The organism is Streptomyces sp. NPDC034085 (assembly GCF_055575555.1).
In genome coordinates this window covers 1-24,964 of sequence record NZ_JBVISL010000006.1, presented here as the reverse complement: position 1 = coordinate 24,964, position 24,964 = coordinate 1, and the positions used below count along the sequence as shown (strand labels likewise).

18 protein-coding genes, 1 rRNA gene and 1 pseudogene are annotated in these 24,964 nt (G+C 73.8%); 5 read left to right on the top strand and 15 right to left on the bottom strand.

The genetic code is table 11. From position 1 onward, the window contains the following. Nucleotides 1–10 precede the first annotated feature (10 nt). Nucleotides 11–1,657, bottom strand: a complete 1,647-nt coding sequence (locus ACZ501_RS21405) for a CTP synthase (protein WP_362462349.1) — start codon at nucleotides 1,655–1,657, stop codon at nucleotides 11–13. 423 nt (nucleotides 1,658–2,080) lie between these two features. Here ACZ501_RS21405 and ACZ501_RS21400 point away from each other — a divergent pair, with 423 nt between their 5' ends. Together ACZ501_RS21400 and ACZ501_RS21395 are read left to right on the top strand one after the other, a co-directional pair. Continuing rightward, nucleotides 2,081–3,910: a glycoside hydrolase family 15 protein gene (locus tag ACZ501_RS21400; RefSeq protein WP_361605868.1), complete on the top strand. Its 1,830-nt coding sequence runs from the start codon at nucleotides 2,081–2,083 to the stop codon at nucleotides 3,908–3,910. Nucleotides 3,911–3,979: 69 nt separating this feature from the next. Next, entirely contained in the window at nucleotides 3,980–5,362 is a 1,383-nt protein-coding gene (locus ACZ501_RS21395) for an FAD-binding oxidoreductase (RefSeq protein ID WP_361605865.1), read from the top strand. 22 nt (nucleotides 5,363–5,384) lie between these two features. Here the strand turns inward: ACZ501_RS21395 and ACZ501_RS21390 are convergent, their stop codons facing one another. Next, nucleotides 5,385–7,019: a flavin monoamine oxidase family protein gene (locus tag ACZ501_RS21390; protein WP_468797342.1), complete on the bottom strand. Its 1,635-nt coding sequence runs from the start codon at nucleotides 7,017–7,019 to the stop codon at nucleotides 5,385–5,387. Between the two features lie 12 nt (nucleotides 7,020–7,031). Then, nucleotides 7,032–8,588, bottom strand: a complete 1,557-nt coding sequence (locus ACZ501_RS21385; protein WP_468797340.1) for an APC family permease — start codon at nucleotides 8,586–8,588, stop codon at nucleotides 7,032–7,034. 193 nt (nucleotides 8,589–8,781) lie between these two features. Here ACZ501_RS21385 and ACZ501_RS21380 point away from each other — a divergent pair, with 193 nt between their 5' ends. Continuing rightward, nucleotides 8,782–10,404 (top strand): PucR family transcriptional regulator, encoded by a 1,623-nt coding sequence (locus ACZ501_RS21380; protein WP_361605856.1) that lies wholly within the window; start codon nucleotides 8,782–8,784, stop codon nucleotides 10,402–10,404. Between the two features lie 689 nt (nucleotides 10,405–11,093). On the opposite strand, the gene ACZ501_RS21375 is transcribed toward ACZ501_RS21380, so the two are convergent. The 5 genes from ACZ501_RS21375 to ACZ501_RS21355 all read right to left on the bottom strand — a co-directional run bounded on the left by ACZ501_RS21375 (nucleotide 11,094) and on the right by ACZ501_RS21355 (nucleotide 16,240). Then, entirely contained in the window at nucleotides 11,094–12,203 is a 1,110-nt protein-coding gene (locus ACZ501_RS21375; RefSeq protein WP_468797338.1) for a glycosyltransferase family 4 protein, read from the bottom strand. A gap of 161 nt (nucleotides 12,204–12,364) precedes the next feature. Continuing rightward, complete coding sequence (recN, locus tag ACZ501_RS21370; RefSeq protein WP_361603758.1) at nucleotides 12,365–14,083, bottom strand: DNA repair protein RecN; 1,719 nt, start codon at nucleotides 14,081–14,083, stop codon at nucleotides 12,365–12,367. 93 nt (nucleotides 14,084–14,176) lie between these two features. After that, nucleotides 14,177–15,100: an NAD kinase gene (locus ACZ501_RS21365; protein WP_468797336.1), complete on the bottom strand. Its 924-nt coding sequence runs from the start codon at nucleotides 15,098–15,100 to the stop codon at nucleotides 14,177–14,179. A gap of 38 nt (nucleotides 15,101–15,138) precedes the next feature. Then, nucleotides 15,139–15,954, bottom strand: a complete 816-nt coding sequence (locus ACZ501_RS21360; protein WP_361603735.1) for a TlyA family RNA methyltransferase — start codon at nucleotides 15,952–15,954, stop codon at nucleotides 15,139–15,141. 7 nt (nucleotides 15,955–15,961) lie between these two features. Then, nucleotides 15,962–16,240 carry a hypothetical protein gene (locus ACZ501_RS21355; RefSeq protein ID WP_361603738.1) on the bottom strand — a complete coding sequence of 93 codons (279 nt, stop codon included), beginning with the start codon at nucleotides 16,238–16,240 and terminating at the stop codon, nucleotides 15,962–15,964. Nucleotides 16,241–16,305: 65 nt separating this feature from the next. On the opposite strand from ACZ501_RS21355, the gene ACZ501_RS21350 reads away from it, so the two are divergent. After that, complete coding sequence (locus ACZ501_RS21350; RefSeq protein WP_361603741.1) at nucleotides 16,306–16,653, top strand: SCP2 sterol-binding domain-containing protein; 348 nt, start codon at nucleotides 16,306–16,308, stop codon at nucleotides 16,651–16,653. A 209-nt stretch (nucleotides 16,654–16,862) separates the two neighbouring features. Here ACZ501_RS21350 and ACZ501_RS21345 read toward each other — a convergent pair whose 3' ends face one another. From ACZ501_RS21345 to ACZ501_RS21330, 4 genes are read right to left on the bottom strand one after another with little or no spacing between them, the layout of a single operon-like run. Further along, nucleotides 16,863–17,699: an ABC transporter ATP-binding protein gene (locus ACZ501_RS21345; protein WP_468797334.1), complete on the bottom strand. Its 837-nt coding sequence runs from the start codon at nucleotides 17,697–17,699 to the stop codon at nucleotides 16,863–16,865. Beyond that, a complete protein-coding gene (locus tag ACZ501_RS21340; protein WP_468797332.1) occupies nucleotides 17,696–18,757 on the bottom strand; it encodes a FecCD family ABC transporter permease in 1,062 nt (353 codons plus the stop codon). Before ACZ501_RS21340 ends, ACZ501_RS21345 begins: the two co-directional genes overlap by 4 nt. Further along, nucleotides 18,754–19,803 carry a FecCD family ABC transporter permease gene (locus ACZ501_RS21335; RefSeq protein ID WP_468797330.1) on the bottom strand — a complete coding sequence of 350 codons (1,050 nt, stop codon included), beginning with the start codon at nucleotides 19,801–19,803 and terminating at the stop codon, nucleotides 18,754–18,756. Before ACZ501_RS21335 ends, ACZ501_RS21340 begins: the two co-directional genes overlap by 4 nt. A 58-nt stretch (nucleotides 19,804–19,861) precedes the next feature. Beyond that, on the bottom strand, nucleotides 19,862–20,911 hold the full coding sequence (locus ACZ501_RS21330; RefSeq protein ID WP_361603753.1) for an HAD hydrolase-like protein: 1,050 nt from the start codon (nucleotides 20,909–20,911) through the stop codon (nucleotides 19,862–19,864). 133 nt (nucleotides 20,912–21,044) lie between these two features. Here ACZ501_RS21330 and ACZ501_RS21325 point away from each other — a divergent pair, with 133 nt between their 5' ends. Then, a complete protein-coding gene (locus tag ACZ501_RS21325) occupies nucleotides 21,045–22,316 on the top strand; it encodes a DUF1015 domain-containing protein (RefSeq protein ID WP_468797328.1) in 1,272 nt (423 codons plus the stop codon). An 81-nt stretch (nucleotides 22,317–22,397) separates the two neighbouring features. Here ACZ501_RS21325 and ACZ501_RS21320 read toward each other — a convergent pair whose 3' ends face one another. The 3 genes and pseudogenes from ACZ501_RS21320 to rrf form a co-directional block, all read right to left on the bottom strand. Continuing rightward, complete coding sequence (locus tag ACZ501_RS21320) at nucleotides 22,398–23,228, bottom strand: tetratricopeptide repeat protein (RefSeq protein ID WP_361611428.1); 831 nt, start codon at nucleotides 23,226–23,228, stop codon at nucleotides 22,398–22,400. Between the two features lie 99 nt (nucleotides 23,229–23,327). Continuing rightward, a pseudogene (locus tag ACZ501_RS21315) lies at nucleotides 23,328–24,707 on the bottom strand (hypothetical protein); the annotation flags it as partial. 166 nt (nucleotides 24,708–24,873) lie between these two features. Next, a 5S ribosomal RNA gene (gene rrf, locus ACZ501_RS21310) occupies nucleotides 24,874–24,964 on the bottom strand; the annotation flags it as partial.

Here is a 24,964-nt window from a genome sequence, read left to right as displayed (position 1 = left end):
TTACCGAGCGTCAGCCCTGCTGCTGGCGCTCCACCGCGGCCTTGACCAGGCCCGCGAAGAGCGGGTGCGGCCGGGTCGGGCGGGAGCGGAGCTCCGGGTGGGCCTGGGTGGCCACCAGGTAGGGGTGCACCTCGCGCGGGTACTCGACGTACTCGACGAGCTTGTTGTCCGGGGAGGTACCGGAGAAGACCAGGCCGGCCTTCTTCTCCAGCTCGCCGCGGTAGGCGTTGTTGACCTCGTAGCGGTGGCGGTGGCGCTCGTCGACGTACGCGTCGCCGTAGACCTCGCGCACGATGGAGCCCTCGGCCAGCTTGGCCGTGTACATGCCCAGGCGCATGGTGCCGCCCAGGTCGCCGGCGCCCTCGACGAAGGCCAGCTGCTCCTCCATGGTCGAGATGACCGGGTGCGGGGTGGAGGCGTCGAACTCGGTGGAGTTCGCGTCCTCGATGCCCGCGAGGTTGCGCGCGGCCTCGATGACCACGCACTGCAGGCCCAGGCACAGGCCGAGCAGCGGGATCTTCTTCTCGCGGGCGTAGGTGATCGCGCCGACCTTGCCGTTGACACCGCGGTCGCCGAAGCCGCCGGGCACGCAGATCGCGTCCACGTCGCCGAGCACCGCGGCGGCGCCCGCCGGGGTCTTGCAGTCGTCGGAGGTGACCCACTTGATCTGGACGCGGGCCTTGTTGGCGAAGCCGCCGGCGCGCAGCGCCTCGGTCACCGACAGGTAGGCGTCCGGCAGGTCGATGTACTTGCCGACGAGCGCGACCTTGACCTCGTGGTCGGGGTTGTGGACCCGGTCCAGCAGGTCCTCCCACACCGTCCAGTCGACGTCGCGGAAGGGCAGGTCGAGCTTGCGCACGACGTACGCGTCCAGGCCCTCGGTGTGCAGCACCTTCGGGATGTCGTAGATCGACTTGGCGTCGATCGCCGCGACCACGGCCGCCTCGTCCACGTCGCACATCAGCGAGATCTTGCGCTTGATGGAGATGGGGACGTCGCGGTCGGCGCGCAGCACGATGGCGTCGGGCTGGATGCCGATGTTGCGCAGCGCGGCGACGGAGTGCTGGGTGGGCTTGGTCTTCAGCTCGCCGGAGGGGCCGATGTAGGGCAGCAGCGAGATGTGCACGACGAAGACGTTGTCGCGGCCGACCTCGTGGCGGACCTGGCGGACGGTCTCCAGGAACGGCAGCGACTCGATGTCGCCGACCGTGCCGCCGACCTCGGTGATGACGACGTCGACGTCCTCGGTCGCCATGCGGCGGATGCGGTGCTTGATCTCGTTGGTGATGTGCGGGATGACCTGCACGGTGTCACCGAGGTACTCGCCCCGGCGCTCCTTGGCGATGACCGTGTTGTAGACCTGGCCGGTGGTGACGTTGGCCGAGCCGTCGAGGTCGACGTCGAGGAAGCGCTCGTAGTGGCCGATGTCCAGGTCGGTCTCGGCGCCGTCGTTGGTGACGAACACCTCACCGTGCTGGAAGGGGTTCATCGTGCCGGGGTCGACGTTCAGGTAGGGGTCGAGCTTCTGCATCGTGACCCGCAGGCCGCGCGCCTTCAGCAGCGCACCCAGGCTGGAGGCCGTCAGGCCCTTGCCGAGGGACGAAGCGACACCTCCGGTGACGAAGATGTGCTTGGTCGTCATGGATTTGGGCGGCATCGCCAAGAGGGGGCTCCCGTGGTCGCGAGGTGAGGTGCGTCCGGCGACTTCTCCCGTTTCCGGGGGTGCCGAAGCTGCGGTTTCGGGGCCCCTGATTCGCACAGGCAGACCACCGGTCCACGGGGTACCAGCCTATCAGCGCCCGGGAGGGTCCGCCTCCGGGCGCGCTGCGCGCCGACGGCCCGGTACCGTCCTGCCAGGCGGTTCGGCAGGTCACCCATTCGGCCGAGTGACATTGTCCCGATACTTAAGGAGATCACTAGGGTGCGCTCATAGCGTGCTCGGATACCGCTGCACATCACCGCCGAGCAGTCCGGCAGACGGCGTAACAACGCCAGTTCCGGCAATCTAGGACTCGACGCGGGGATCCCTGCGCACAGGAGACCGCGCGACAGCGCATTGCAAGCGCCCTACGGGGCGGACGTGGCCGTTCGACTGGAGAGCAACGTGTCCGGGCGCATCGAGGATTACGCACTGATCGGGGACATGCAGACCGCGGCGCTGGTCTGCCGGGACGGGGCGGTGGACTGGCTGTGCCTGCCACGTTTCGACTCCCATGCCGTCTTCGCGAGCCTTCTGGGCACCGATGAACACGGGTTCTGGCGCGTCGGCCCTGCGTTCGCGCCGGGTACGGAGCCGCCGCGGGCCGCCCGCCGGCGCTACCGGGGGGACTCCCTGGTGCTGGAGTCGGAGTGGGACACCCCGCGCGGGACCGTCCGCGTCATCGACTTCATGCCGCCCCGCGAGGACCACGCGCCGCAGCTGATCCGCATCGTGGAGGGCGTCAGCGGGCGCGTCCCGATGCGCTCGGCGCTGCGGATGCGCTTCAGCTACGGCCGGGTCGTGCCCTGGGTGCACAAGGTGGACGGGCGCACCGTGGCCGTCGCCGGCCCGGACTCGGTCTGGCTGGACACCGAGGTGCAGACGTACGGCAAGGACCTGACGACCTACTCCGACTTCACGGTCGGGCCGGGCGACCGGGTGGCCTTCGCCATCAGCTGGCAGCCGTCCCACAAGGGCGCCCCGGAGACCCCGGACGCCGAGGCGGCGCTGGAGGCGACCAGCGAGTTCTGGCGCGAGTGGGTGGACCTGTGTACGTACCACGGGCCCTACCGGGAGGCGGTGATCCGTTCGCTGATCACCCTCAAGGCGCTCACGTACGCCCCCACGGGCGGGATCGTCGCCGCGCCGACGACCTCCCTGCCGGAGGAGATCGGCGGGGTCCGCAACTGGGACTACCGCTACACCTGGCTGCGTGACGCCGCCATCACCCTGTCCTCGCTGCTGCGCACCGGCTACCGGGGCGAGGCAGCGGCCTGGCGGGACTGGCTGCTGCGCGCGGTGGCCGGCGACCCGGAGAACCTGCAGATCATGTACGGCATCGCCGGCGAGCGCGAGCTGGGCGAGACCGAGCTGGACTGGCTGCCCGGGTACGAGAACTCCAGCCCGGTGCGCGTCGGCAACGGCGCCGCGCACCAGCTCCAGCTCGACGTGTACGGCGAGGTCACCGAGGCCCTGCACCTCGGGCACATGACGGGCCTGGCCCGCAACGACTACGCCTCGGTGCTCCAGCTGAAGCTGATCCGCTACCTGGAGACCCACTGGAACGAGCCGGACGAGGGCATCTGGGAGGTGCGCGGCCCCCGCCGCCACTTCGTGCACTCCAAGGTGATGGCCTGGGTGGCCGTCGACCGCACGATCAAGCTGATCGAGAGCGGCGACGCGGACGGCCCGCTGGACCGCTGGCGCGAGATGCGCGACCGGATCCACGCGGACGTCTGCGAGAAGGGCTACGACCCGGAGCGCAACACCTTCACCCAGTCCTACGGGTCGAAGGAGCTGGACGCCTCCCTGCTGCTCATCCCGCAGATGGGCTTCCTGCCGCCGGACGACAAGCGGGTCATCGGCACCATCGAGGCGATCCAGCGCGAGCTGTCGACCCCGGACGGGTTCATCCTGCGCTACCCGACGGCCGGCGAGGAGGCCGGTGTGGACGGGCTGGAGGGGGACGAGGGGGCCTTCCTCGCGTGCTCGTTCTGGATGGCCGACGACCTCGCGATGATCGGCCGGGTCGACGAGGCGCGCCGGCTGTTCGAGAAGCTGCTGGCCCTGCGCAACGACCTGGGGCTCCTGGCGGAGGAGTGGGACCCCAAGCTCCAGCGCCAGGTCGGCAACTTCCCGCAGGCCTTCAGCCACGTCCCGCTGATCGACACGGCGCTGCGGCTGACCGCGAGCGGGGCCTACGGCGGCTGACGCGCGGGCCCCGTGCCGCCCGCCTACGCTGTAGGGGTCCCCTGCCCCTCTCGGGAAGGGGGGGTCGCCATGGCGCCCCTCTCGAAGGCGGGCACGGCCCTTGCCGCGCTCCGCGAGGACCTGGCCGGCGACGTCTTCGCCCCGGACGACCCGGGGTACGACGAGGCCAGGACCGTGTTCAACGCCATGGTCGACCGCAGGCCGGCGGTGATAGCCCAGTGCGAGGGCGCGTCGGACGTGGTCACGGCGGTGCGCTTCGCCCGGGAGCTCGACCTGCCGGTCGCGGTGCGCGGGGGCGGGCACAGCGTCGCGGGGATGTCCCTGAACGACGGGGGCCTGGTCGTCGACCTGCGCCGGATGCACGGGGTGACCGTCCATCCGGCGGCGCGGGCCGCGCACATCGGCGGCGGCGCCACGATGAGCCACCTGGACCGGGCCTGCCAGCCGCACGCGCTGGCGACCACCGGGGGCCGGGCCTCCACCACCGGCGTCGGCGGCTTCGTCCTGGGCGGGGGGACGGGCTGGCTGGACCGGAAGTTCGGGCTGGCCGTGGACAACCTGCTGGGCGTGGACCTGGTCACCGCCGACGGCGAGCTGGTGCACGCCACGGCGGAGGACCACCCGGACCTGTTCTGGGGGCTGCACGGCGGCGGCGGGAACTTCGGCATCGCCACCTCGCTGACCCTGCGGCTGCACGACCTGCCCCACATGTCGATCGCGTTCCTGCTGTACCTGCCCGAGCGCGGGCCCGAGGCGGTGCGCGCCTACCGGGACGTCATCGAGTCCGGGCCGCCGGAGGCGAGCGGCGCCGCCCTCTACCTGACGGCGCCGCCCGAGGAGTTCGTACCGCCGCACCTGGTGGGCCTGCTGCTGGCGGGCGTGCTGCTGACGTACGCGGGCCCCGAGGAGGAGATGCGCAGGCTCGCGGAGCCGCTGCTGGCGGTCCCGCACGAGGTGGAGATCGTCACGGCCATCCCGTACGCCGACCTCCAGTGCATGATCGACGACCCGCCGGGGCTGCGGAACTACTGGTCGGCCGAGTACCTCACGGGGCTGCCCGACGCGTGCGTGGACGTGTTCTGCGCCCGCGCCGACTCGATGCCGGTGCCGACGGCCACCCAGCACCTGGTGTGGCCGCAGGGCGGGGCGATCGCCTCCGCCCCGGGCGACTACCCGGTCCCCTACCGCGACGCCCCCTGGGCGGTGCACCCGTTCGGGATGTGGGAGGACCCGGCCGACGACGACCGGGTCCGCCAGTGGGTCGGGGACGTCCGCGCCGACGTCCGGCCGTGGCGCACCGGCGCGGTGTACCTCAACTTCACCGGGGACGAGGGCGCGGACCGGGTCGTGGCCGGCCTGGGCGCCGACAACATGCGGCGCCTGGGCGAGCTGAAGCGGCGCTACGACCCGGACAACGTCTTCCGCTACAACCACAACATCAAGCCGCTGTAGGGGCGCGGGCCCGGTGCCGGTCTCAGGTGAGGGCGGCGATCACCTCCCGGGCGGCCCGTTCGCCCTCGGTGGCGCCGCCCTCCATGAAGCCCTGGAAGTCGTAGCTGCAGTGCTCGCCGCCGATGTGGACGTTGCCCTGGGCGGTGCCCTCGTACTGGGCGTAGCGGTGCAGGTAGCCCGTGGGCCAGTACGAGTACGCGCCCAGCGAGTAGGGGTTGCGGTGCCAGGCGGAGAGCTGGGCGCGGCCGGTCCAGACGGCCTTGGTGCCCGGGAAGAAGACGTCGATGCCGGTCAGCATCCGCTGGGCGAGGGCCCGTACGTAGGGGTCGGCCTCGGTGGCGAAGGGGGTCGCGGGGGTGAGCGAGCCGGCGAGGCTGCCGCCGCCGTACTGGAGGAGGATGCCGCCGTTGCCGGGCTGGACCTTGGTGGTGTCCCAGGTCTGCTGGACGTCGGAGTCGGTGAAGCAGTCTCCGGCCGAGACGCCGGGCCACGGGCCGGTGCCGCGCCAGGGCCGGGCGGTGAACTGCATGTTGAGCTTGGTGCAGTAGCCCATGCGGGCGTCGCGCAGCAGGTTGCGCATCAGCGGGTCGAAGCCGGCCTGCGAGGTGTCGAGGCGCTGGAGGACGGGCAGCGGCAGGCACAGGACGGTGTGGTCGGCGACGGTGGTGCGGGTGGCGCCGGAGTCGTCGAACGTGAGGGTCTGGGTGCCGTCGGCGTTGGCCCGTACGGCGAGCAGCTCGCGGCCCATCACGATCGTGCCGGCGGACAGGGCGGCGGCGATGGCGTTCGGGAGCCGGTCGTTGCCGCCGGTGATGTGGTAGCGCTCGTTGGACAGGCCCCAGACGTTGAAGTTGCCGGGGTTGGGCTGGTAGCCCATCAGCAGGACCAGCGCGAGGGCGGACTGGGCGGTGGTGTCGGCGCCGTACTCGACGTTGTAGGCGACGTCGATGAACCGGCCGAGCTGGGAGCCGTGGCCGCCGGGGATCCGGGTCTCGATCCACTCGTACAGGGTCATGTTGTCGAGGGCGGTGCCGGCGGGGGTGGAGCTGTTCCAGGTGACCTCCCCGGCTTCCTGGAGGTCGCGGTGCAGCGCCTGGTAGACGGCCTTGAAGTCCTCGTCGGCCTGGGTGCGGGAGTAGTACTCGCCGTTGAACCGGAGCACCTCCTCCGCGCCGTTGGGGCCGCCGCCGAGGAAGTCCTCGGTGGGCAGGTTGAAGCGGCGGCACAGCTCCAGGATCTTCTTGTGGCTGGTGTCGATCAGCTCGCCGCCGATCTCGGAGGTCTGGCCGTACGCCCAGTGGGCGCGCTGGGTCCACATGCGGCCGCCGACGCGGGCCGGGTTGGCCTCGTAGAGGGTGCAGGGGATGCCGGCGTCCTGGAGGGTGAGGGCGGCGGTGAGGCCGGATATGCCGGCGCCGACGACGGCGACGCGGGCGGGGGTGGCGCGCTTGGGGGCCGGGGCGCTCTGCGCGGCGTGCGCGGTGGCGGCCGTCGCGGAGGAGGCGAGCGCGGTGCCGAGGCCGAGCGCGGCGGCGCGGCCGAGGAGTTCGCGGCGGGTGGAGCCGCGGACCTCGGCGGCGGGCATCCGCAGCCGCCGGGCGGCCGCGTGTTCGGCGGCGAGCTGCCGCAGGGAGTGCATCAGGGGGGTACGGGCCATGGGAGGGGCTCCTCAGACGGTGGCGGCGGCGGGGCCGGAGGGGGTGGCGGCGGGGTCGTCGGCGTCGTCGGTGCGTTCGGCGGCGTCCTCCAGGACGATCCGGCCGATGACCTCGTAGCGTGCCGGGGCCTTCGCCTTCAGCCAGAACCCGAGGGCCAGGCCGCCGAGGAAGACCGCGCCGACGATCCACGGGATGAGCTTGAAGAACAGCGAGCCGGCGGCGGCCCCCGCGGCGGTCTCCATGTTGAGCACCAGCAGCACCACGACGGCGGTCATCCCGATCCCGCCGAGCAGCGGCGCCGTGAAGGTTCTGAACCAGTGCCGGTCCTCTGGGTGGTTGGCCCGGAAGTAGCCGATGACCGCGAAGGAGCACAGGGTCTGCACGATCAGGATCGCCATCGTGCCGAGGATCGCCAGGAGCGTGTACAGGTGCAGGTACGGGTCCTGGCCGGTGAGCCAGAAGCCGGCGACGAGGGCGGTGGCGATGGCGGTCTGCGCCACGGAGGCGACGTACGGGGAGCCGTGCCGGGGGTGGGTGCGCCCGAGTCCGGCGTGCAGGAAGCCCTCGCGGCCGATGGCGTACAGGTAGCGGGCGGCGCACTGGTGGAAGGCCATCCCGCAGGCGAAGGAGCCGGTGAGCAGCAGCCACTGGAAGGCGTCGACGGCCCAGCCCCCGATGAACGTCCGGGTGGGGGCGAAGAACAGGTCCAGGGGGCTGGCGGAGGCGGACAGGGTGACGGAGTCGGCCAGGCCGTTGCCGGCGATGGTCATCCAGGAGACGTAGATGTAGAAGAGGCCCACTCCGACGACGGAGATGAGGGTGGCCTTGGGGATGACCCGCTTGGGGTCGCGGGACTCCTCGCCGTACATCGCGGTGGACTCGAAGCCGACCCAGGACCAGAAGGCGAAGAAGAGGCCGAGCCCGGCGGAGGTGCCGGTGAAGGCGTTCTTCGGGTTGACGGGCTCCACCGGGATGCCGTCCGGTCCGCCGCCCGCGACGAGCACGGCGGTGGCGACGGCGAAGAGGACGGCGATCTCCGCGACGAGCATCACGCCGAGGGCCTTGGCGGTGAGGTTGATGTCGAAGTGCGCGAGGACGGCGGTGACGGCGAGCATGGCGGCCGCGTAGAGGACCCAGGGCAGGTCGACGCCGAGCTGGTCGTGGACGGTCGTCTTCGCGAAGTAGGAGAACACGCCGACGATCGAGGCCTCGAAGACGATGTAGGCGAGGACGGCGAGCATCCCCGAGGCCATGCCGGCGATCCGGCCGAGGCCGTGCGAGATGAACCCGTAGAAGGCGCCGGCGGCGGTGATCCGCTTGGCCATGGCCACGTAGCCGACCGCGAAGACGGTGAGGACGAGGGTCGCGAAGAGGTATCCGGCGGGCGCGCCGGTGCCGTTGCCGAAGCCGACCGCGATGGGCAGGTTGCCGGTCATCGCGGTGATCGGCGCGGCGGTGGCGACCGCCATGAAGACGACGCCGACCAGGCCGACGGAGTTGGCCTTGAGGCGCTGGACCGGGGGCGCGGCCCCGGCGGCGGGTGGCGGCGTGGCGCTGGCTCTGCTCATGGAGTCCTCGTTCCTGCTTCGTGGTCTTGCCGAAGGCCGTCACTCTCCACCCGCGTGACGCACGCCACAATCGGCACGCGGTCCGATAATCTCTGTGCCGGGGCGACGAGTTGTCGGTCCGGACGGGGGCATATCGGACTCCGTAACCGCCCGGTGATACGCGCGGTACGGGCCGGCCGGTAGCGTCCGCGACATGGACGACCAGGGCGGAATCACGGTTCAGCGGGCACTGGAGCTGCCGGGACTGCGCAGCGGGCTCCCGGAGGTGGTCGCCTGCGCCGACCGCCTGGGACGGACCGTGCGCTGGGTGCACGCGGGCGAGGTCCCCAACATCGCCTCGCTGCTCAAGGGCGGCGAACTGCTGCTGACCACCGGTCTCGGGCTGGGCACCCGGCCCGCCGAGCAGCGCGCCTTCGTACGCCGCCTCGCGGACCGGGGCATCGCCGCGCTGGTCGTGGAACTCGGCCCGCGCTTCACCCGGCTCCCCGCCACGATCGTCGAGACGGCCAGGGCCGCCGGGCTGCCGCTGGTCCAGCTCCACCGCGAGGTCCCCTTCGTGACGGTGACGGAGGAGGTCCACACCGAGATCGTCAACGGCCACTACGCCCTGCTCCAGCGGGCCGAGGAGGTCCACCGCCGATGTACCGAGGCCCTGCTGGGCGGCGGCGGGATCCCGCAGGTGCTGCGCATCCTGGCCGACTTCACGGGCAACCCCGTCTTCCTGGAGACCCCGGACGGCCAACTGCTGTACGCCGCCGGGCCGGTGGCCGGCGAGGCGGCGGCGGACCCGCTCCAGGTGTGGGAGGGCCTGCGCGGCGGCCAGCGCGCGGCCGAGCCCCCGGCGAACGCGGTGGTGGTCGACGTACCGGGCGGCGGCCACGGCACGGGGTCGGTCCGGGCGCGAGTCGTCCTGGTGGGCGTCGCGGGCCCGCTGCTGCCGGTCCACCGAATGGCGGCGGAGCGCACGGCGGGGGTCCTGGCGGTCGTCCTGATGCAGGCGCGGCAGGAGGAGGAGCTGGCCGCGCGCGGCCGGGGCGACTTCCTGACGGACCTGGCGGAGGGCCGGATCTCGGCGGAGGACGCCCCGGCGCAGGCGCGCGTCCTCGGCTTCCGGCCGGGGGCGGGGCCGCTGCTGCCGATCGTGATGCGGCTGTCCACGGACCTGGGGGCCTCGGGGAACTGGGCCGTGCTGGCCCGGGCGGTACTGGAGGAGCTGTCGTCGGTCGGGGTGCCGGTGCTGCTCGGCGTACGACCGGTGGAGGGGCGGGTGCCGCTGCTGGTGTCCCTGCGCGCCGAGTCGGAGCGCACGGCCGTCGCCGACCGGGTCGCCGCCGCGCTGCGGGCGGGCGTCGAACGGGCCGGCCTGGACCGGGCCGTCGCCCCGCCGGCCGTGGTCGTGGGCGTCGCCGGCGGCTGGGCGGCCGCCTCCTCCGGCCTGCGGCACGCCGCCGAGACGGCCACGGCGGCGCACGGCCTGCCGGCCCGGCCCTGGTACGACGCCCGCCGCCTGGACATCGACCTGCTGCTGTGGCGGCTGCGCGAACACCCCGACCTGGCGGCCTTCGTGGACCGCGCGATCGGCCCGCTCCGCACCCACGACACGACGTCGCGCCCGCCGCTCCTGCCCACCCTGGAGACGTACCTGGCCCACGCGGGCCGCAAGGCGGAGACCGCGCGCGAGCTGCACCTGAACCGCCAGACCCTGTACAACCGGCTGGCCCGCATCGCGGAGCTCCTGGGCACGGACCTGGACGACCCCGAAACGGTCCTCTCCCTGAGCCTGGCCCTCCGCGCCCGCCGCCACACCTCTTCCTGACGCGGTCCTCGCACCGCTCAGCGCCGGGGCGCTTCCCGGGCTTCGGCCCGGGGGCGGGGCCACGGGCACGGGCCGGTGCCGTCGGCCGCCTGCGGGTGGTGGCCGCTGCGCGGAGCATGATCCCCTCCCGGGCTCCGCCCGGATCCGCGCCTCGAACGCCGGCGGGGCTGGACCGTGCGGCGTTGCGGGCTGAAGTCCCCGGTAGCCGCGCCGGCACGCGGGGCCGCGGGCGCGGAGCCCCGCATCGCGCCCCGCCGAAGCGTGCGCAGCCCCGCCCGGGGCTGTGCCCTGGGTGTCCCGGGCGCAGCCCCGCGAGATCCGGAGCACAGCCCCGCGAGATCCGGGGCGCAGCCCCGCGAGATCCGGAGCACAGCCCCGCGAGATCCGGGGCGCAGCCCCGCGGGATCCGGGGCGCAGCCCCGCGGGATCCGGGGCGCAGCCCCGCGGGATCCGGGGCGCAGCCCCGCGGGATCCGGGGCGCAGCCCCGCGGAGTCCGGGGCGCAGCCCCGCGGGGGGCCCGGGGCGCAGCCCCGGGGAGTCCGGGGCACAGCCCCGCGGGGGGCTCGGGGCGCAGCCCCGGGGGGGGGTCCGGGGCACAGCCCCGGGGAACGGGTGGAGGGCGGGGAGGGGGCTCGGCCTCGCGCCGCGGAACGGGCGCAGCCGCGCACCGCCCTGGAACCGCCGGAGGCTACCGGCGGTCCATCAGTTCGTCGTACACCGCCAGGACCTGCGCCACCGTGTCGTCCTCCGTCGGCCACGTCGCCGCCTGCGCCCGGCCCGCCACCGCGAGGGCCGCCCGCCGGTCGGGGTCGTCCAGGAGCGCGGCCACCGCGCCCGCCAGCGCGCCGGAGTCCCCGTACGGGACCAGCACCGCCGCGTCGCCGACCAGCTCCGGCACGCCCCCGACCTCGGTCGCCACCAGGGCCACCCCGGCCCGCAGGGCCTCCTGCGCCAGCAGGGACCGGCCCTCCCAGCGGCTCGGCAGTACCGCCACGTCCGCCGCCGCCAGCAGCCGGTCGGCGTCCCCGCGCCGGCCCAGCAGCCGCACCGGGAGCCCCTCTTCCCGGATGCGCCGCGCCAGTTCGGGCCGCAGCGGTCCCTCCCCCGCGATCACCAGCAGCGGCGGCGGCTCCAGCACCCGCCACGCCCGCGCCGCGTCCAGCAGGACGGAGTACCCGCGCCGCGCCACCAGGCTGCCGACCGCGACGACCAGCGGCCGTTCCACCACGCCCAGCTCCGCCCGCGTCTTGCCGGCGTCGGGGAGCGACGGCGCCGCCGGCACGGCCACCGCCGCCAGCCGCGCGTCCCGCGCCCCGCGCCGCCGCGCGAGGTCCACCTGGTCGGAGGAGGAGCCCAGCACCACCGCCGCGGCCCGGGCCACGTGCCGCTCCAGGAGCCGGCTCAGCCGTCCGAGCGGCCCCGCCGGCTCGGGCCCGCTGCCGTGCCACGTCACCACCAGCGGCGGCCGCCGCCCGCCGCCGCGCAGCGCCAGCGCGGCGCGCATCCCGGCCCGGACCCCGTGGGCGTGCACCACGTCGGCCCGGCCGCAGGCGGCCCGCAGGGCGCCCGCCGCGTCGGGGGTGAACTCCGCCCCGGCGCCGGTGAAGTCGTACTCCCCCTCGGCCGCCGCGGGGGCGCACACGGTCACCCGTACGCCGCGCGCCGCCAGCCCCGTCGCCAGGGACCGCACGTGCGCGCTGCTGCCCGCTCCCGTACCGCCGAGGACCTGGAGGGTGCGCAGCGCAGGCCGCCCGTACGGCTGTGCGGGGGCCGGGAAGGAGGCCGGGGAGCTGCTCACGGGCCGTAGCTCCAGGGTGAGGAGGGGGGTCAGAGACGTCGCCCAGGATGCCAGTCCGTACGCGCGTTCCGGGACCATACGGGTGCGGATCCGGGACGAGATACCGCAGTACGCCCCCCAGCCTCACCCACACGGGCTAACAGCGGGCGGGCCGCCCGCGCTCAGGCGTCCGCGCGCGCCGCCGCCAGCAGTTCCTCGGCGTGGGCCCGTGCCGTCTGGGAGTCCTCCTGGCCGGCCAGCATCCGCGACAGCTCGCGGATGCGGTCCTCGCCTTCGAGGACGGTCACCCCGGAGCGGGTCACCGAGCCGTCGACGGTCTTCTCCACCAGCAGCTGGCGGTCCGCGAAGGCGGCCACCTGCGGCAGGTGCGTGACGACGACGACCTGCGCGGACTTGGCGAGCTTCGCGAGCCGCCGCCCGACCTCGACCGCCGCCTTGCCGCCGACGCCCGCGTCCACCTCGTCGAAGAGGTACGTCGGCACCGGGTCGGACCCGGCGAAGACGACCTCCACGGCCAGCATGACGCGCGACAGCTCACCGCCCGAGGCGCCCTTGGCGATCGGCCGCGGCTGGGCGCCGGGGTGCGGGGCCAGCAGCAGCTCGACCTCGTCCGTGCCCGTGGGCCCGTACGCGACCGCGCGCCCGCCGACCTCGACGCCCTCGGGGTCCTCGGTCTGCCGGATGTCGATGGTGACGCGGGCGTGCGGCATGGCGAGGGAAGCCAGTTCGGCGGTGACCGCGGAGGCGAACCGTTCGGCCGCCTCGGTCCGCGCGTCCGTCAGCGCCTGGGCCAGGACCGACAGTTCGTCGCGCAGCGCGTCCCGTTCGGCGGTCAGCCCGGTGATCCGCTCGTCGTCGCCGTCGAGCTCGAGGAGCCGCGCCGAGCCCTTCTGGGCCCAGTCCAGTACGGAGTCGATCGAGTCGCCGTACTTGCGGGTCAGCTGGGTCAGCGCGGCCCGCCGCTCCTCCACCGCGGCCAGCCGCAGCGGGTCGGCGTCCAGGTCGTCGGCGTACCCGGCCAGTTCCCCGGCCACGTCGGCCAGCAGGATGCCGAGCTCCCCGATCCGGTCGGCGAGCGCGCCGAGCGCCGGGTCGTGGGAGCGTACGGATTCCAGGGCGCGGTGCGCGCCCGCGACGAGCGTGTTGGCGTCGACGCCCTCGGGGTCCTCGACGTCACCGGCCAGTGCCGCGTGCGCGGCCTGCGCCGCGGAGGCCAGGGACTCGGCGTGCCGGAGCCGTTCGGCCTCGGCCGCGAGCTCGGCGTCCTCGCCGGGCAGCGGCTCGACGGCGGCGACCTCGTCCAGCCCGAAGCGCAGCAGGTCCGCCTCCTGCGCCCGCTCCCGGGCGCGGGTGGTCAGGGTGTCCAGCTCGGCGGTGACGGCCCGCAGCCGCCGGTAGGCGCCGGCGTACTTCTCCAGGGGGACGGAGACGGAGTCCCCGGCGTACCGGTCGAGGGCCTGGCGCTGGCGGGCGGGCCGCAGCAGGCCCTGCTGGTCGGTCTGCCCGTGGACGGCGACGAGGTCGTCGGCGAGTTCGGCGAGCAGGCCGACGGGCACGGAGCGGCCTCCGACGTGGGCGCGCGAGCGCCCCTCGGCCGACACGGTCCGGCTGATCAGCAGGGCGCCCTCGTCGAGTTCCGCCCCGGCCTCCCCGGCGCGTACGGCGGCGGGCGCGTCGGGGCGCATGACGAGGCGCCCCTCGACCACGGCCGCCTTGGCGCCGATCCGTACCAGGGCCGGGTCGGCGCGGCCGCCGAGCAGCAGCCCGAGGCTGGTGACGACCATCGTCTTGCCCGCGCCGGTCTCGCCGGTCACCGCGGTGAAACCGGGCGACAGCTCGACCACCGCGTCGTCGATGACCCCGAGCGACCGTATCCGCATCTCCTCAAGCACGGGACGACGATACCGAGGTTTCACCGGTGCCATGTGACCTCACCCGCCCGAAGCTTCTCGAACGAGTGTGCTATTGGAGCGTCAGTGCGGTGCCCCGCGCCACCCCTGGACCGGCAGCGCGAACTTCGCCACCAGCCGGTCCGTGAAGGACGCGTGGTGCAGCCGGGCGAGCCGCACCGGCACCGTCCCCCGGCGGACCTCCACCCGGGCCCCGGCGGGCAGCTCCAGCGTCCTGCGCCCGTCGCACCACAGGGCCCCGTGCGGGGTACCGTTCTGCACCTCCACGGCCAGCACCGAGGTGGGCGAGGTCACCAGCGGCTTCGCGAACAGCGCGTGCGCGCTGATCGGCACCATCAGCAGCGCCTCCACCTCCGGCCAGACCACCGGCCCGCCCGCGGAGAAGGCGTACGCCGTGGAGCCCGTCGGCGTCGCGCAGACGATGCCGTCGCAGCCGAAGCCGGTCACCGGGCGCCCGTCGATCTCCAGGACCACCTCCAGCATCCGCTCCGCTGACACCTTCTGGACGGCGGCCTCGTTCAGCGCCCAGTCCCGGTGCACCACGTCCCCGTTGGTCCGTACGAGGACGTCGAGGGTCATCCGCTCCTCGACCTCGTAGTCCCGGCTGACCACCCGGTCCACGACCTTGTCGAGGTCGTCGCGCTCGGCCTCCGCGAGGAACCCGACCCGGCCCAGGTTGACGCCCAGCATCGGCACGCCCGAGCCGCGGGCGAACTCCGCACCGCGCAGCAGGGTCCCGTCCCCGCCCAGCACGATCAGCAGCTCGCACCCGCCGAGCACCTTGGGCGTGCACTCGGCGACCAGCTCCACCTCGGGCGGCAGCGGCAGGTCCCGGGCCTCGTCCTCCAGGACGCGCACCCCGATCCCCGACCGCAACAGCCCCTGCACCACCAGCTCGGCGCTGCGGATGGCGGCGGGCCGTCCGGTGTGCGCGACCAGGAAGACCGTCCTCGGTCCCGCCGGCTCCGCGGCCCCCTCCGTTTCCACCCGACGTGCTGAACCCGCTGAACCTGCTGACACCTCTGTCACTGCGGCCCCTCCGCCACTGCACGGTCGACATCCCCCGGGTCGAGTGCCGGTGCCCCCGCCCGCAGCCACAGAAAGTACTCGACGTTGCCCGACGGCCCCGGCAGCGGGCTCGCCGTCACCCCCAGCACCCCCAGCCCCAGCTTCCAGGCCTGCGCCGCGACGTCCCGCACGGCCTCGGCCCGCAGCTCGGCGCTGCGCACCACACCGCCGCTGCCCAGGCGCTCCTTGCCGACCTCGAACTGCGGCTTCACCATCAGCACCAGGTCGGCGTCCGGCGCCGTGCACCGCACCAGCGCGGGCAGCACCAGCCCGATGGAGATGAAGGACAGGTCGCCCACCACCAGGTCCGCCGGGACGCCGTCGATCAGGTCGAGCGTCAGCTCCCGTACGTTCGTACGGTCCTTGACGGTGACCCGCTCGTCGCTCTGCAGCGACCAGGCGAGCTGCCCGTAGCCGACGTCGACGGCGACCACGTGGGCCACGCCCGCGCGCAGCAGCACATCGGTGAACCCGCCCGTCGAGGCACCCGCGTCCAGTGCCCGCCGCCCCTCGACGGCCAGCCCCCGGGGCCGGAAGGCGGCGAGCGCGCCGGCCAGCTTGTGGCCGCCCCGGGAGACGTAGTCGGGGTCGCTGTCGTCCTTGAGGACGACGAGGGCCGCGCTGGTCTCGACCTGGGTGGCCGCCTTGGTGGCGGTGGTACCGCCCACGGTCACCCGGCCCGCGGCGATCAGCTGGGCCGCGTGCTCGCGCGAGCGGGCCATGCTGCGGCGTACCAGTTCGGCGTCCAGGCGGCGGCGTGCCACTCCTGCCACGTTCGGTTCAGCTCCTGTTTTCGTAAGGTCCGGGGACGGGCGGTGCGTCCAGCGCGTCCAGCGCCTCGCGCAGTCCCCTGTGCACATCCTCGTACACCTCGGCGTGCCCGTCCGCCGCCAGGTGGTCCGCGTCCGCCAGCCGCTCCAGCCGCGCGTCCACCCCTGCGTGGCCGGTGGGCGTCCGTACGAGGCCCAGCGGCGCGGCCGCGGCGGGCTCGGCGTCCGGCTCCGCCGCGGGCTCCCGGTGGTCGTCTTCCGGAACGCACTCGGACACTTCGTCGGTCATGCCACGACGCTACCCCGAAGCGCGGGCGCCACCACCGGCGGCTCTGCGGTACGGTCGTGATCACCATGGCTACGATCCAGGAGTGCCGCGCCGCACTCGACCGACTCTCCGGCAACCTGGCGGCGGCCGACGGCGACGTGCGCGGCGCGGCCGCCCTCGACCGCTCCCTGAGCTGCCACATCACCGACCTCGACCAGACCTTCTCCGGGCGCCTGGAGGGCGGCCGGATCCGGGTGGACGCCCTCACGCCGGGCCCGCCCCGCACCAAGGCCGACATCCGGCTGGCGATGACCGGCGACGACCTCGTCGCGCTGGTCGCCGGCGAGCTGAAGTTCGCCAAGGCCTGGGCCTCCGGCCGGGTCCGGCTGGAGGCCGGCTTCCGCGACCTGCTGCGCCTCAAGAGCCTGCTTTAGCCTTCTTCACGCGCCGCTCGCACGCCTCGGCCGCGAGCGGCCCCGCCCTCTCGACGCGCCGCTCGCACGACTCAGCCGCGAGCGGCCCTGCCCCCTCAACGCACCGCTCACACGACTCGGCCGCGAGCGGCCTCCCCGGCTTCGCGCCGCTGCGCCGGACTCCGTCCGGCGGGTGGGGGCCCGCCTGCGGGCCCGTCCCGGCGCGAGCCTCAGACGGTGGCCTTCGCGCGCGCCCGCCGGGCGGCCGGGACCACCAGCGGCGTGCCGGTCTCCGGGTCGTCGATGATCCGGCAGCGCACCCCGAAGACCTCCTCCACCAGCTCGGCGGTGACCACCTCGGCCGGCGGCCCCTCGGCGACGACCCTGCCCGCGCGCAGCGCGACCAGGTGCGTGGCGTAGCGGGCCGCGTGGTTGAGGTCGTGCAGCACCGCCACGAGCGTGCGGCCCTGGTTCTCGTGGAGTTCCGCGCACAGGTCGAGCACGTCGAGCTGGTGCTGGATGTCGAGGTAGGTGGTCGGTTCGTCCAGCAACAGCAGCGGGGTCTGCTGGGCCAGCGCCATCGCGATCCACACCCGCTGGCGCTGGCCGCCCGACAGCTCGTCCACGGCCCGGCCGGCGAGCTCGGCGACGCCGGTCGCGGCCATCGACTCCAGGACGATCCGCTCGTCCTGCGCCGACCACTGGCGCAGCAGCCCCTGGTGCGGGTAGCGGCCCCGCGCGACCAGGTCGGCGACGGTGATGCCGTCCGGCGCGACCGAGGACTGCGGGAGCAGCCCCAGCGTCTTCGCCACCTTCTTCGCGGGCAGCGAGGAGATGGCCCGGCCGTCGAGCAGCACCCGTCCGGCGGCCGGCTTGAGCATCCGCGACAGCGCCCGCAGCAGGGTCGACTTGCCGCAGGCGTTGGGTCCCACGATCACCGTGAAGGAGTGGTCGGGGATCTCCACCGACAGGTTCTCCGCGATGACCCGCTGGTCGTAGCCGAGGGTGACGTCCTCCGCGATCAGCCTCTGCACGTGCCCGCTCCTCGTTCCGGTCCGCTCGTTCATATACGTCCCGCCCTGCGCTCGGTGACGAGCAGCCAGAGCAGGTAGACACCGCCGGTCAGCCCGGTGACCACGCCCACCGGGAGCTGGTCCGCGCCGAAGGCCCGCTGCGAGGCCAGGTCCGAGGCCAGCAGCAGGACGGCGCCCATCAGCGCGCCGGTCAGCAGGCTCGACCCGGGCGAGCGCGCCAGCCGCCGGGCCAGCTGCGGCGCGGCCAGCGCCACGAAGCTGATCGGTCCCGCCGCCGCCGCGGCCGCGGTGGTCAGCAGGACCGCCGCCAGCATCAGCAGCATCCGGGTCCGCTCCACCGGGACGCCCAGGGCGTACGCGGCGTCGTCGCCCATCTCGATCATCCGCAGGGCCCGGCTCTGCCCCAGCACGAGCGGGAACAGCACCGCGCAGACCGCCAGCAGCGGCCACACCTGCCCCCAGTCCCGCCCGGCCAGCGAGCCGGTCAGCCACACCATCGCCCGGGTGGCCTCGACGATCTGCGCCTTGGCGATCAGGTACTGGATGAGCGCCACGAGGACGGCGGAAGCCCCGATGCCCACGAGCACCAGCCGGTACCCCTGGATCCCCTGCTTGTACGCGAGGAGGTAGACGGCGGCGCCGGCCAGCAGGCCGCCGGCCACCGCCCCCAGCGCCACCTCGCCCGCCCCGCCCTTGAAGACGACGATCACGACGAGCGCACCGACGGCCGACCCGTACCCGAAGCCGAGCAGGTCCGGCGAGCCGAGCGGGTTGCGCGAGACGGACTGGAAGACCGCCCCGGCCATCCCGAGGGCCGCGCCGACCAGCACCGCGACCAGGACCCGCGGCAGCCGCAGGTCGTTGACGATGAAGTCGTCGGCGGGGGTGCCGTTGCCCAGCAGGGTCCGCACGACGTCCCAGGGCGCGATCTCGAAGTCGCCGGTGCCGATGAGCACGACGGCCAGCACCACGGCGACCGCGGCCAGCACCAGCCCGGTGGCCAGCGCGCGCGGCTCGACGCGCAGCGAGGTGCCGCCGGGACCGCGCAGGGCGCGCAGCCGGGATTCCGTGGCGGCGGGGTGAGCGGTCACAGCTGGGCCATCCTCTTGCGCCGGACCAGGTGGATGAAGACGGGGCCGCCGATCAGCGCCGTGACGATGCCCACCTGGAGTTCGGAGGGACGGGTGACGACCCGTCCGATCACGTCGGCGCCGAGCAGCAGCACGGGCGACAGGACGGCCGAGTACACGAGCACCCAGCGCATGTCGGGCCCGGTGACGAGACGGGCCAGGTGCGGGATCATCAGCCCGATGAAGACGATCGGCCCGCACGCGGCGGTCGCGGCCCCGCACAGCAGGGTGATGGCGGCCATCGCCAGGATCCGCGTCCGCGTCAGGTGCGCGCCGAGCGCCCGCGCCGTGTCGTCGCCCATCGCCATCGCGTTGAGCGGGCGGCCCAGCACCAGGGCGAGGACCGCACCGGCCAGCAGGAACGGGGCGACCTGGCGGACGGTGTCCATGGTGGCCGAGGCCAGCGAGCCCACCGTCCAGAAGCGCAGCTTGTCCAGCGCCTTGGTGTCCATCAGCTGCACGGCGTTGATGTACCCGACGAGCGCCGCGCTGGCCGCCGTCCCGGCGAGCGCGAGGCGCACCGGCGTCGCGCTGCGGCTGCCGCCGAGGACGTACACGGCGACCGAGACGACAGCGGCGCCGAGGAAGGCCCACCACACGAACTCGGTCAGCGTGCTCGCCCCGAAGAAGCTGATCGCCGAGACGACGGCCGCCGCCGCGCCCGCGTTGACGCCGAGGATGCCGGGCTCGGCCAGCGGGTTGCGGGTCAGCGCCTGCATCACCGCGCCGGACAGGCCGAGTCCGAGCCCGACCAGCACGCCGAGGACGGTGCGCGGGACCCGCAGGTCCCGTACGACCACGTCGTTCGTGGTGCCCTCGTAGTGGAACAGGCCGTGCCAGACCTGGTCGAGCGGCATGGGCTTGGCACCCACGGCGATGCTCGCCACCGCGACCAGGGCCAGCACGGCGAGGGCGATCAGCAGGCCGGCGGCGCGCACCGCGTGCCGTGGACGGGCCACGGGCGGCGGCGCGTTCCGCTCGGTTTCGGGGGGACTCTCAGCCAACACCCAAGTTAGGTTAGCCTACCCTGCGCCCCACCGATCACCATCCGGACGGCGGCCCCGCTCAGAACCCCAGCTTCGCCAGCGCCTTCTCCACGCCGTCCCCGTACACCCCGTCCCCGGCCCGCGACCAGGCCGCCGCGCACAGCGCCCGCAGCCCGTCGACCGGATCACCCGCCCGCTCCGGCTCCGCGGCCGGGACCACGTCCAGGGAACCGTCCGTGTGCACCGCGTTCCAGCCGCCGCACCGCCAGCCGTCCCCGTCCTCCACCACCTCGGGCTGCCCGCTCAGCAGCCCCCGCAGGTCCCGGTCCACATATGTGGGCCGGTGGCGCGGCTCGGCCCGCAGCAACTGCGCCGCGTCCGTCACCCCGGTCAGCACCAACAGCGAGTCCACGTCCCCGTTGAACGCCCCCTCGATGTCGGTGTCCAGCCGGTCCCCCACCACCAGCGGCCGCTTCGCCCCCGTCCGCAGCACCGTCTCGCGGTGCATCGGGGGCAGCGGCTTCCCCGCCACCTGCGGCTCCGCGCCCGTGGCGATCCGTACGACCTCCACGGCCGCCCCGTTGCCCGGCGCGATCCCGCGCGCCCCCGGAATCGTCAGGTCGGTGTTCGAAGCGAACCACGGCACCCCCCGGTTGATCGCGTACGAGGCCTCCGCGAACCGCCCCCACGCCAGATCGGGCCCGCCGTACCCCTGGACGACCGCCGCGAGCCCCTCCTCCTCCGCGGACTCCACCGGCACCAGCCCGCGTTCGCGCAGCGCGACCCGCAGCCCGTCACCGCCGATCACCAGCACCTTCGACCCCGGCTCCACCTGCTCCGCGATCAGCCGGGCCACCGCCTGCGCGGACGTGATCACCTCACCGGCCTCGGTGGGGATCCCCAGCTCACTCAGATGCGCAGCGACGGCGTCCGGGGTGCGCAGCGCGTTGTTGGTGACGTAGGCCAGGTGCATGCCGTCCTCCCGGGCCACCGCCAGGGACTCCACCGCGTGCGCGATGGCGTGCCCGCCCGCGTACACCACCCCGTCCAGGTCCAGCAGGGCCGTGTCGTACGCCTGGTGCAGACTCCGCTCACTGCCCGCGGGACTGGTCCTGCTCTGCCGGGTCATCTGGCCGCTCCTTCTGAACCGTTGCAACAACGCTCGAGGCTCGCAATGCGTACGATCGATCTTGTCCGAGTTTGCGCTACCCCGTCTCTCCCCCGATCATCCCGCATCCCGAGACGGGTCTTACCATGCACCAATGACCACACCTGGCAACGCGGAGCACGGGCTGCGCCTGATCCCCTTCCACGGACTGCGCTATGTCCCGGAGCGCGTCGGCAGCCTGGCGGCAGTGACCTCGCCGCCGTACGACGTGGTCGTACGCCCCGACGGAGTCGACTACCTCGAATCCGCCGACCCCCACAACATCGTCCGGCTGATCCTGCCGCAGGCCGAGACCCCGGCGGCCCGCAACGAGCAGGCCGCCCGCACCCTGCGCGACTGGCTCGCGCAGGGCGTCCTGGGCGTCGACCCGCAGCCCGCCCTGTACGTCTACGAGCAGCGCAGGGCGGGTCTCCTGCAGCGCGGCATCATCGGCGCCCTCGCCCTCTCCCCCGCCGAGGCGGGCGTGGTGCTCCCCCACGAGGACGTCATGCCGGACGTGGTCACCGACCGGGCGGGCCTGATGCGCGCCACCTCCGCCAACCTGGAGCCCCTCCTCCTCACCTACCGCGGCGACGGCCCCGGCACCGGAGCGGCCGGGATCGTCGAGGACACCGCCGCCCGCGAGCCGCTGCTGTCCACCGTCACCGAGGACGGCTTCCGCCACAGCCTCTGGGCCATCACGGACCCGGCCGAACTGGCGGCCGTCACCGCCGACCTGGCACACCGCCAGGCCCTCATCGCCGACGGCCACCACCGCTGGGCGACGTACCTGCGCCTCCAGGAGGAGCACGGCTCGGCCACCCCCTGGGACTTCGGCCTGGTCCTCCTCGTGGACACCGTCCGGTACCCGCTCCAGGTCCGGGCCATCCACCGGATGCTGCGCCGGCTGCCCCTCGCCGAGGCACTGGCCAAGGTCGAGGGCTCCTTCCGCATCCGCCCCGTCGAGGGCCCGCTGCCCCTGGCCCTGGAGGTCCTCGCGGACGCCTCGGAGCGCGGCAACGCCTTCCTCCTCACCGGCGACGGCACCTTCCACCTGGTCACCGACCCGGAACCGGCCCTCATCGAGCGCACCGTCCGGCGCGACCGCCCCGAGGCCTGGCGCCGGCTGGACGCGACCGTGCTGCACGCCTCCCTGCTGGACGCCCTGTGGCAGATCCCGGACGCCCCCGACCACATCTCCTACATCCACGACGCCGCCGCCACGGTCGCCATGGCCGAACGGCACGGCGGTACCGCGGTCCTGCTGCACCCCGTACGGGAGGAGGTCGTACGGAACCTGGCCCGGCAGGGCGTCACCATGCCCCGCAAGTCCACCTCCTTCGGCCCGAAGCCGGCCACCGGCCTGGTGCTGCGCAGCCTGGACTGAGCCCCCCCACCGCCCCGGACGTGCGGAAGGGCGGCACCCCCGAGGGGGTGCCGCCCTTCCGCCGTCCTGCGAGCGTCGCGGTTACGCCTTGTCGCGCCCGTCGGTCGCGTCGGCGTCGGCCGCGTCGTCGGCATCGACGGGCTCGTATTCCTCGTCGTCCTCGTCGTAGTACTCGGCCTGGTCGGCGGCGCGCTCGGCGGCGGCCACCTCGGCCGGGTCCTGACCCTCGTCCTCGTCCTCGGCGTCCTCGTCCTCGACGTCCTCGAACTCGGCGTCCTCGAGGTCCGCGGCGGCCGCGGCGGCGTCCACGAACTCGACGCCGTCGATCTCGGCGAGGCGGTCGGAGGCGTCGGTGGCCCCGTCCTTGTCGGCCTCGAGGGTCTTGGCGAACCACTCGCGGGCCTCGTCCTCACGACCGGCCGCCAGCAGGGCGTCGGCGTAGGCGTACCGCAGACGCGCGGTCCACGGCTGCACGGAGCTGGAGGCCAGCTCGGGGCTCTGCAGGGTCACGATGGCGGCGTCGAGCTCGCCCATGTCCCGCCGGGCACCGGCCGCGACGAGACGCATCTCGACCTGGCCGGCCTTGTCCAGCTTCTGCACCTCGGGCTCACCGGCCATGGCCAGCGCCCGCTCCGGACGGCCCAGGCCGCGCTCGCAGTCGGCCATGACGGGCCACAGCTCGACGGAACCGGTCATCCGCTTGGCGGCGCGGAACTCCGCGAGCGCCTCGCTGTACTTCTGCGTCGCGTACGCGGCGAAGCCGGCGGCCTCGCGCACGGCGGCGACGCGGGAGGCCAGACGCAGGGCGATGCGGGAGTACGCGTACGCCTGCTCGGGGTCCTCGTCGATCAGCCGGGCGACCATGACCAGGTTGCGCGAGACCTCCTCGGCCAGGCCCTTGGGCAGGCTCAGGAGCTCCTGGCGGACATCGGCGTCGATCTCGTGGCCGGTGACGTCGTCGTCGATCGGAAGCCGCTTGACCGGGTCCCGGTCGCGGTCCGCGCGGTAGTCCCGCTCACCGCGGTCGTCACGGCGGAAGCCGCCGCGGTCGCCACCACGGTCATCGCGGCCACCACGGTACCCACCACGGTCACCGCGGTCGTCGCGGCGCGGGAAGGACGGACGGTCGCCGCCGCGGTCGTCGCGACGGGGGAAGGAGGGACGGTCGCCGCCGCGGTCGTCACGACCGCCGCGGAAACCGCCGCGCTCGTCGTCACGACGGGGGTAGGACGGACGTCCACCACGGTCGTCGTCACGGCGCGGGTAGCTGGGACGCTCACCCCGGTCGTCACGGCGCGGGTACGACGGACGGTCGCCGCCGCGGTCGTCGCGACGCGGGTACGAGGGACGGTCGCCGCCGCGGAAACCACCGCGCTCGTCGTCACGACGGGGGTAGCTGGGACGGCCACCACGGTCGTCGTCACGACGGAACGAAGGACGGTCGCCACCGCGGTCATCGCGACGGGGGAACGAGGGACGGTCGCCGCCGCGGTCGTCACGACCGCCACGGAAACCACCACGGTCGTCGTCACGACGCGGGTAGGACGGACGCCCACCACGGTCATCGTCGCGACGGGGGTAGCTGGGACGGCCACCACGGTCGTCGTCACGACGGAACGACGGACGGTCGCCACCGCGGTCATCGCGACGCGGGAACGACGGACGGTCCCCACCGCGGTCGTCACGGCGCGGGAAGGACGGGCGGTCGCCGCCACGGTCGTCACGACCGCCACGGAAACCACCACGGTCGTCGTCACGACGGGGGTAGGACGGACGGCCACCACGGTCGTCGTCACGACGGAACGACGGACGGTCCCCACCGCGGTCATCGCGACGCGGGAAGGACGGACGGTCGCCACCACGGTCGTCACGACCGCCACGGAAACCACCACGGTCGTCCTCACGACGCGGGTAGGACGGACGCCCACCACGGTCGTCGTCACGACGCGGGTAGCTGGGACGGCCACCACGCTCGTCGTCACGACGGAACGACGGACGGTCGCCACGGTCATCGCGACGCGGGAACGACGGACGGTCACCACCACGGTCGTCGCGGCGCGGGAAGGACGGGCGGTCCCCACCGCGGTCGTCACGGCGCGGGAAGGACGGGCGGTCGCCGCCACGGTCGTCACGACCGCCGCGGAAACCACCACGGTCGTCATCACGACGCGGGGAGGAGGGACGGTCGCCACCGCGGTCGTCACGGCCGCGGAAGCCGCCGCCGGCCGGGCGTCCGCCACGGTCGTCACGGCGGAAACCGCCACCGGCCGGCCTGCCACCACGGTCGTCACGACGGAACGGGGGACGGTCGCCACCACGGTCGCTACCACGGTCGTCACGACGGAAGCCGCCCCTGTCACCGCCGTCGTTGCGCCGAGGCTCGCGCTCCGGACGATCGTCGGGAGAGTTGGACATGGGTGTGACTCCTGTCTTCGGGGTACCGCTAGTCATTCTCGCGCAACCAACCCATGGCCGCGCTTCGGCGTAAAGATGTACAAAAACAAAAAGGACCCTTGGCCCAGCGTTGAACGCTGGACCAAGGGTCCTTTGAAAGATTGTTCGGCGGCGTCCTACTCTCCCACAGGGTCCCCCCTGCAGTACCATCGGCGCTGAAAGGCTTAGCTTCCGGGTTCGGAATGTAACCGGGC

What these genes read in the sequence shown, in the direction of transcription:
- ACZ501_RS21405 (WP_362462349.1), bottom strand. Translation starts at nt 1,657, where the DNA reads ATGCCGCCCAAATCCATGACGACCAAGCACATCTTCGTCACCGGAGGT.
- ACZ501_RS21395 (WP_361605865.1), top strand. Translation starts at nt 3,980, where the DNA reads ATGGCGCCCCTCTCGAAGGCGGGCACGGCCCTTGCCGCGCTCCGCGAG.
- ACZ501_RS21390 (WP_468797342.1), bottom strand. Translation starts at nt 7,019, where the DNA reads ATGGCCCGTACCCCCCTGATGCACTCCCTGCGGCAGCTCGCCGCCGAA.
- ACZ501_RS21385 (WP_468797340.1), bottom strand. Translation starts at nt 8,588, where the DNA reads ATGAGCAGAGCCAGCGCCACGCCGCCACCCGCCGCCGGGGCCGCGCCC.
- ACZ501_RS21380 (WP_361605856.1), top strand. Translation starts at nt 8,782, where the DNA reads ATGGACGACCAGGGCGGAATCACGGTTCAGCGGGCACTGGAGCTGCCG.
- recN (WP_361603758.1), bottom strand. Translation starts at nt 14,083, where the DNA reads ATGCGGATACGGTCGCTCGGGGTCATCGACGACGCGGTGGTCGAGCTG.
- ACZ501_RS21355 (WP_361603738.1), bottom strand. Translation starts at nt 16,240, where the DNA reads ATGACCGACGAAGTGTCCGAGTGCGTTCCGGAAGACGACCACCGGGAG.
- ACZ501_RS21350 (WP_361603741.1), top strand. Translation starts at nt 16,306, where the DNA reads ATGGCTACGATCCAGGAGTGCCGCGCCGCACTCGACCGACTCTCCGGC.
- ACZ501_RS21345 (WP_468797334.1), bottom strand. Translation starts at nt 17,699, where the DNA reads ATGAACGAGCGGACCGGAACGAGGAGCGGGCACGTGCAGAGGCTGATC.
- ACZ501_RS21330 (WP_361603753.1), bottom strand. Translation starts at nt 20,911, where the DNA reads ATGACCCGGCAGAGCAGGACCAGTCCCGCGGGCAGTGAGCGGAGTCTG.
- ACZ501_RS21325 (WP_468797328.1), top strand. Translation starts at nt 21,045, where the DNA reads ATGACCACACCTGGCAACGCGGAGCACGGGCTGCGCCTGATCCCCTTC.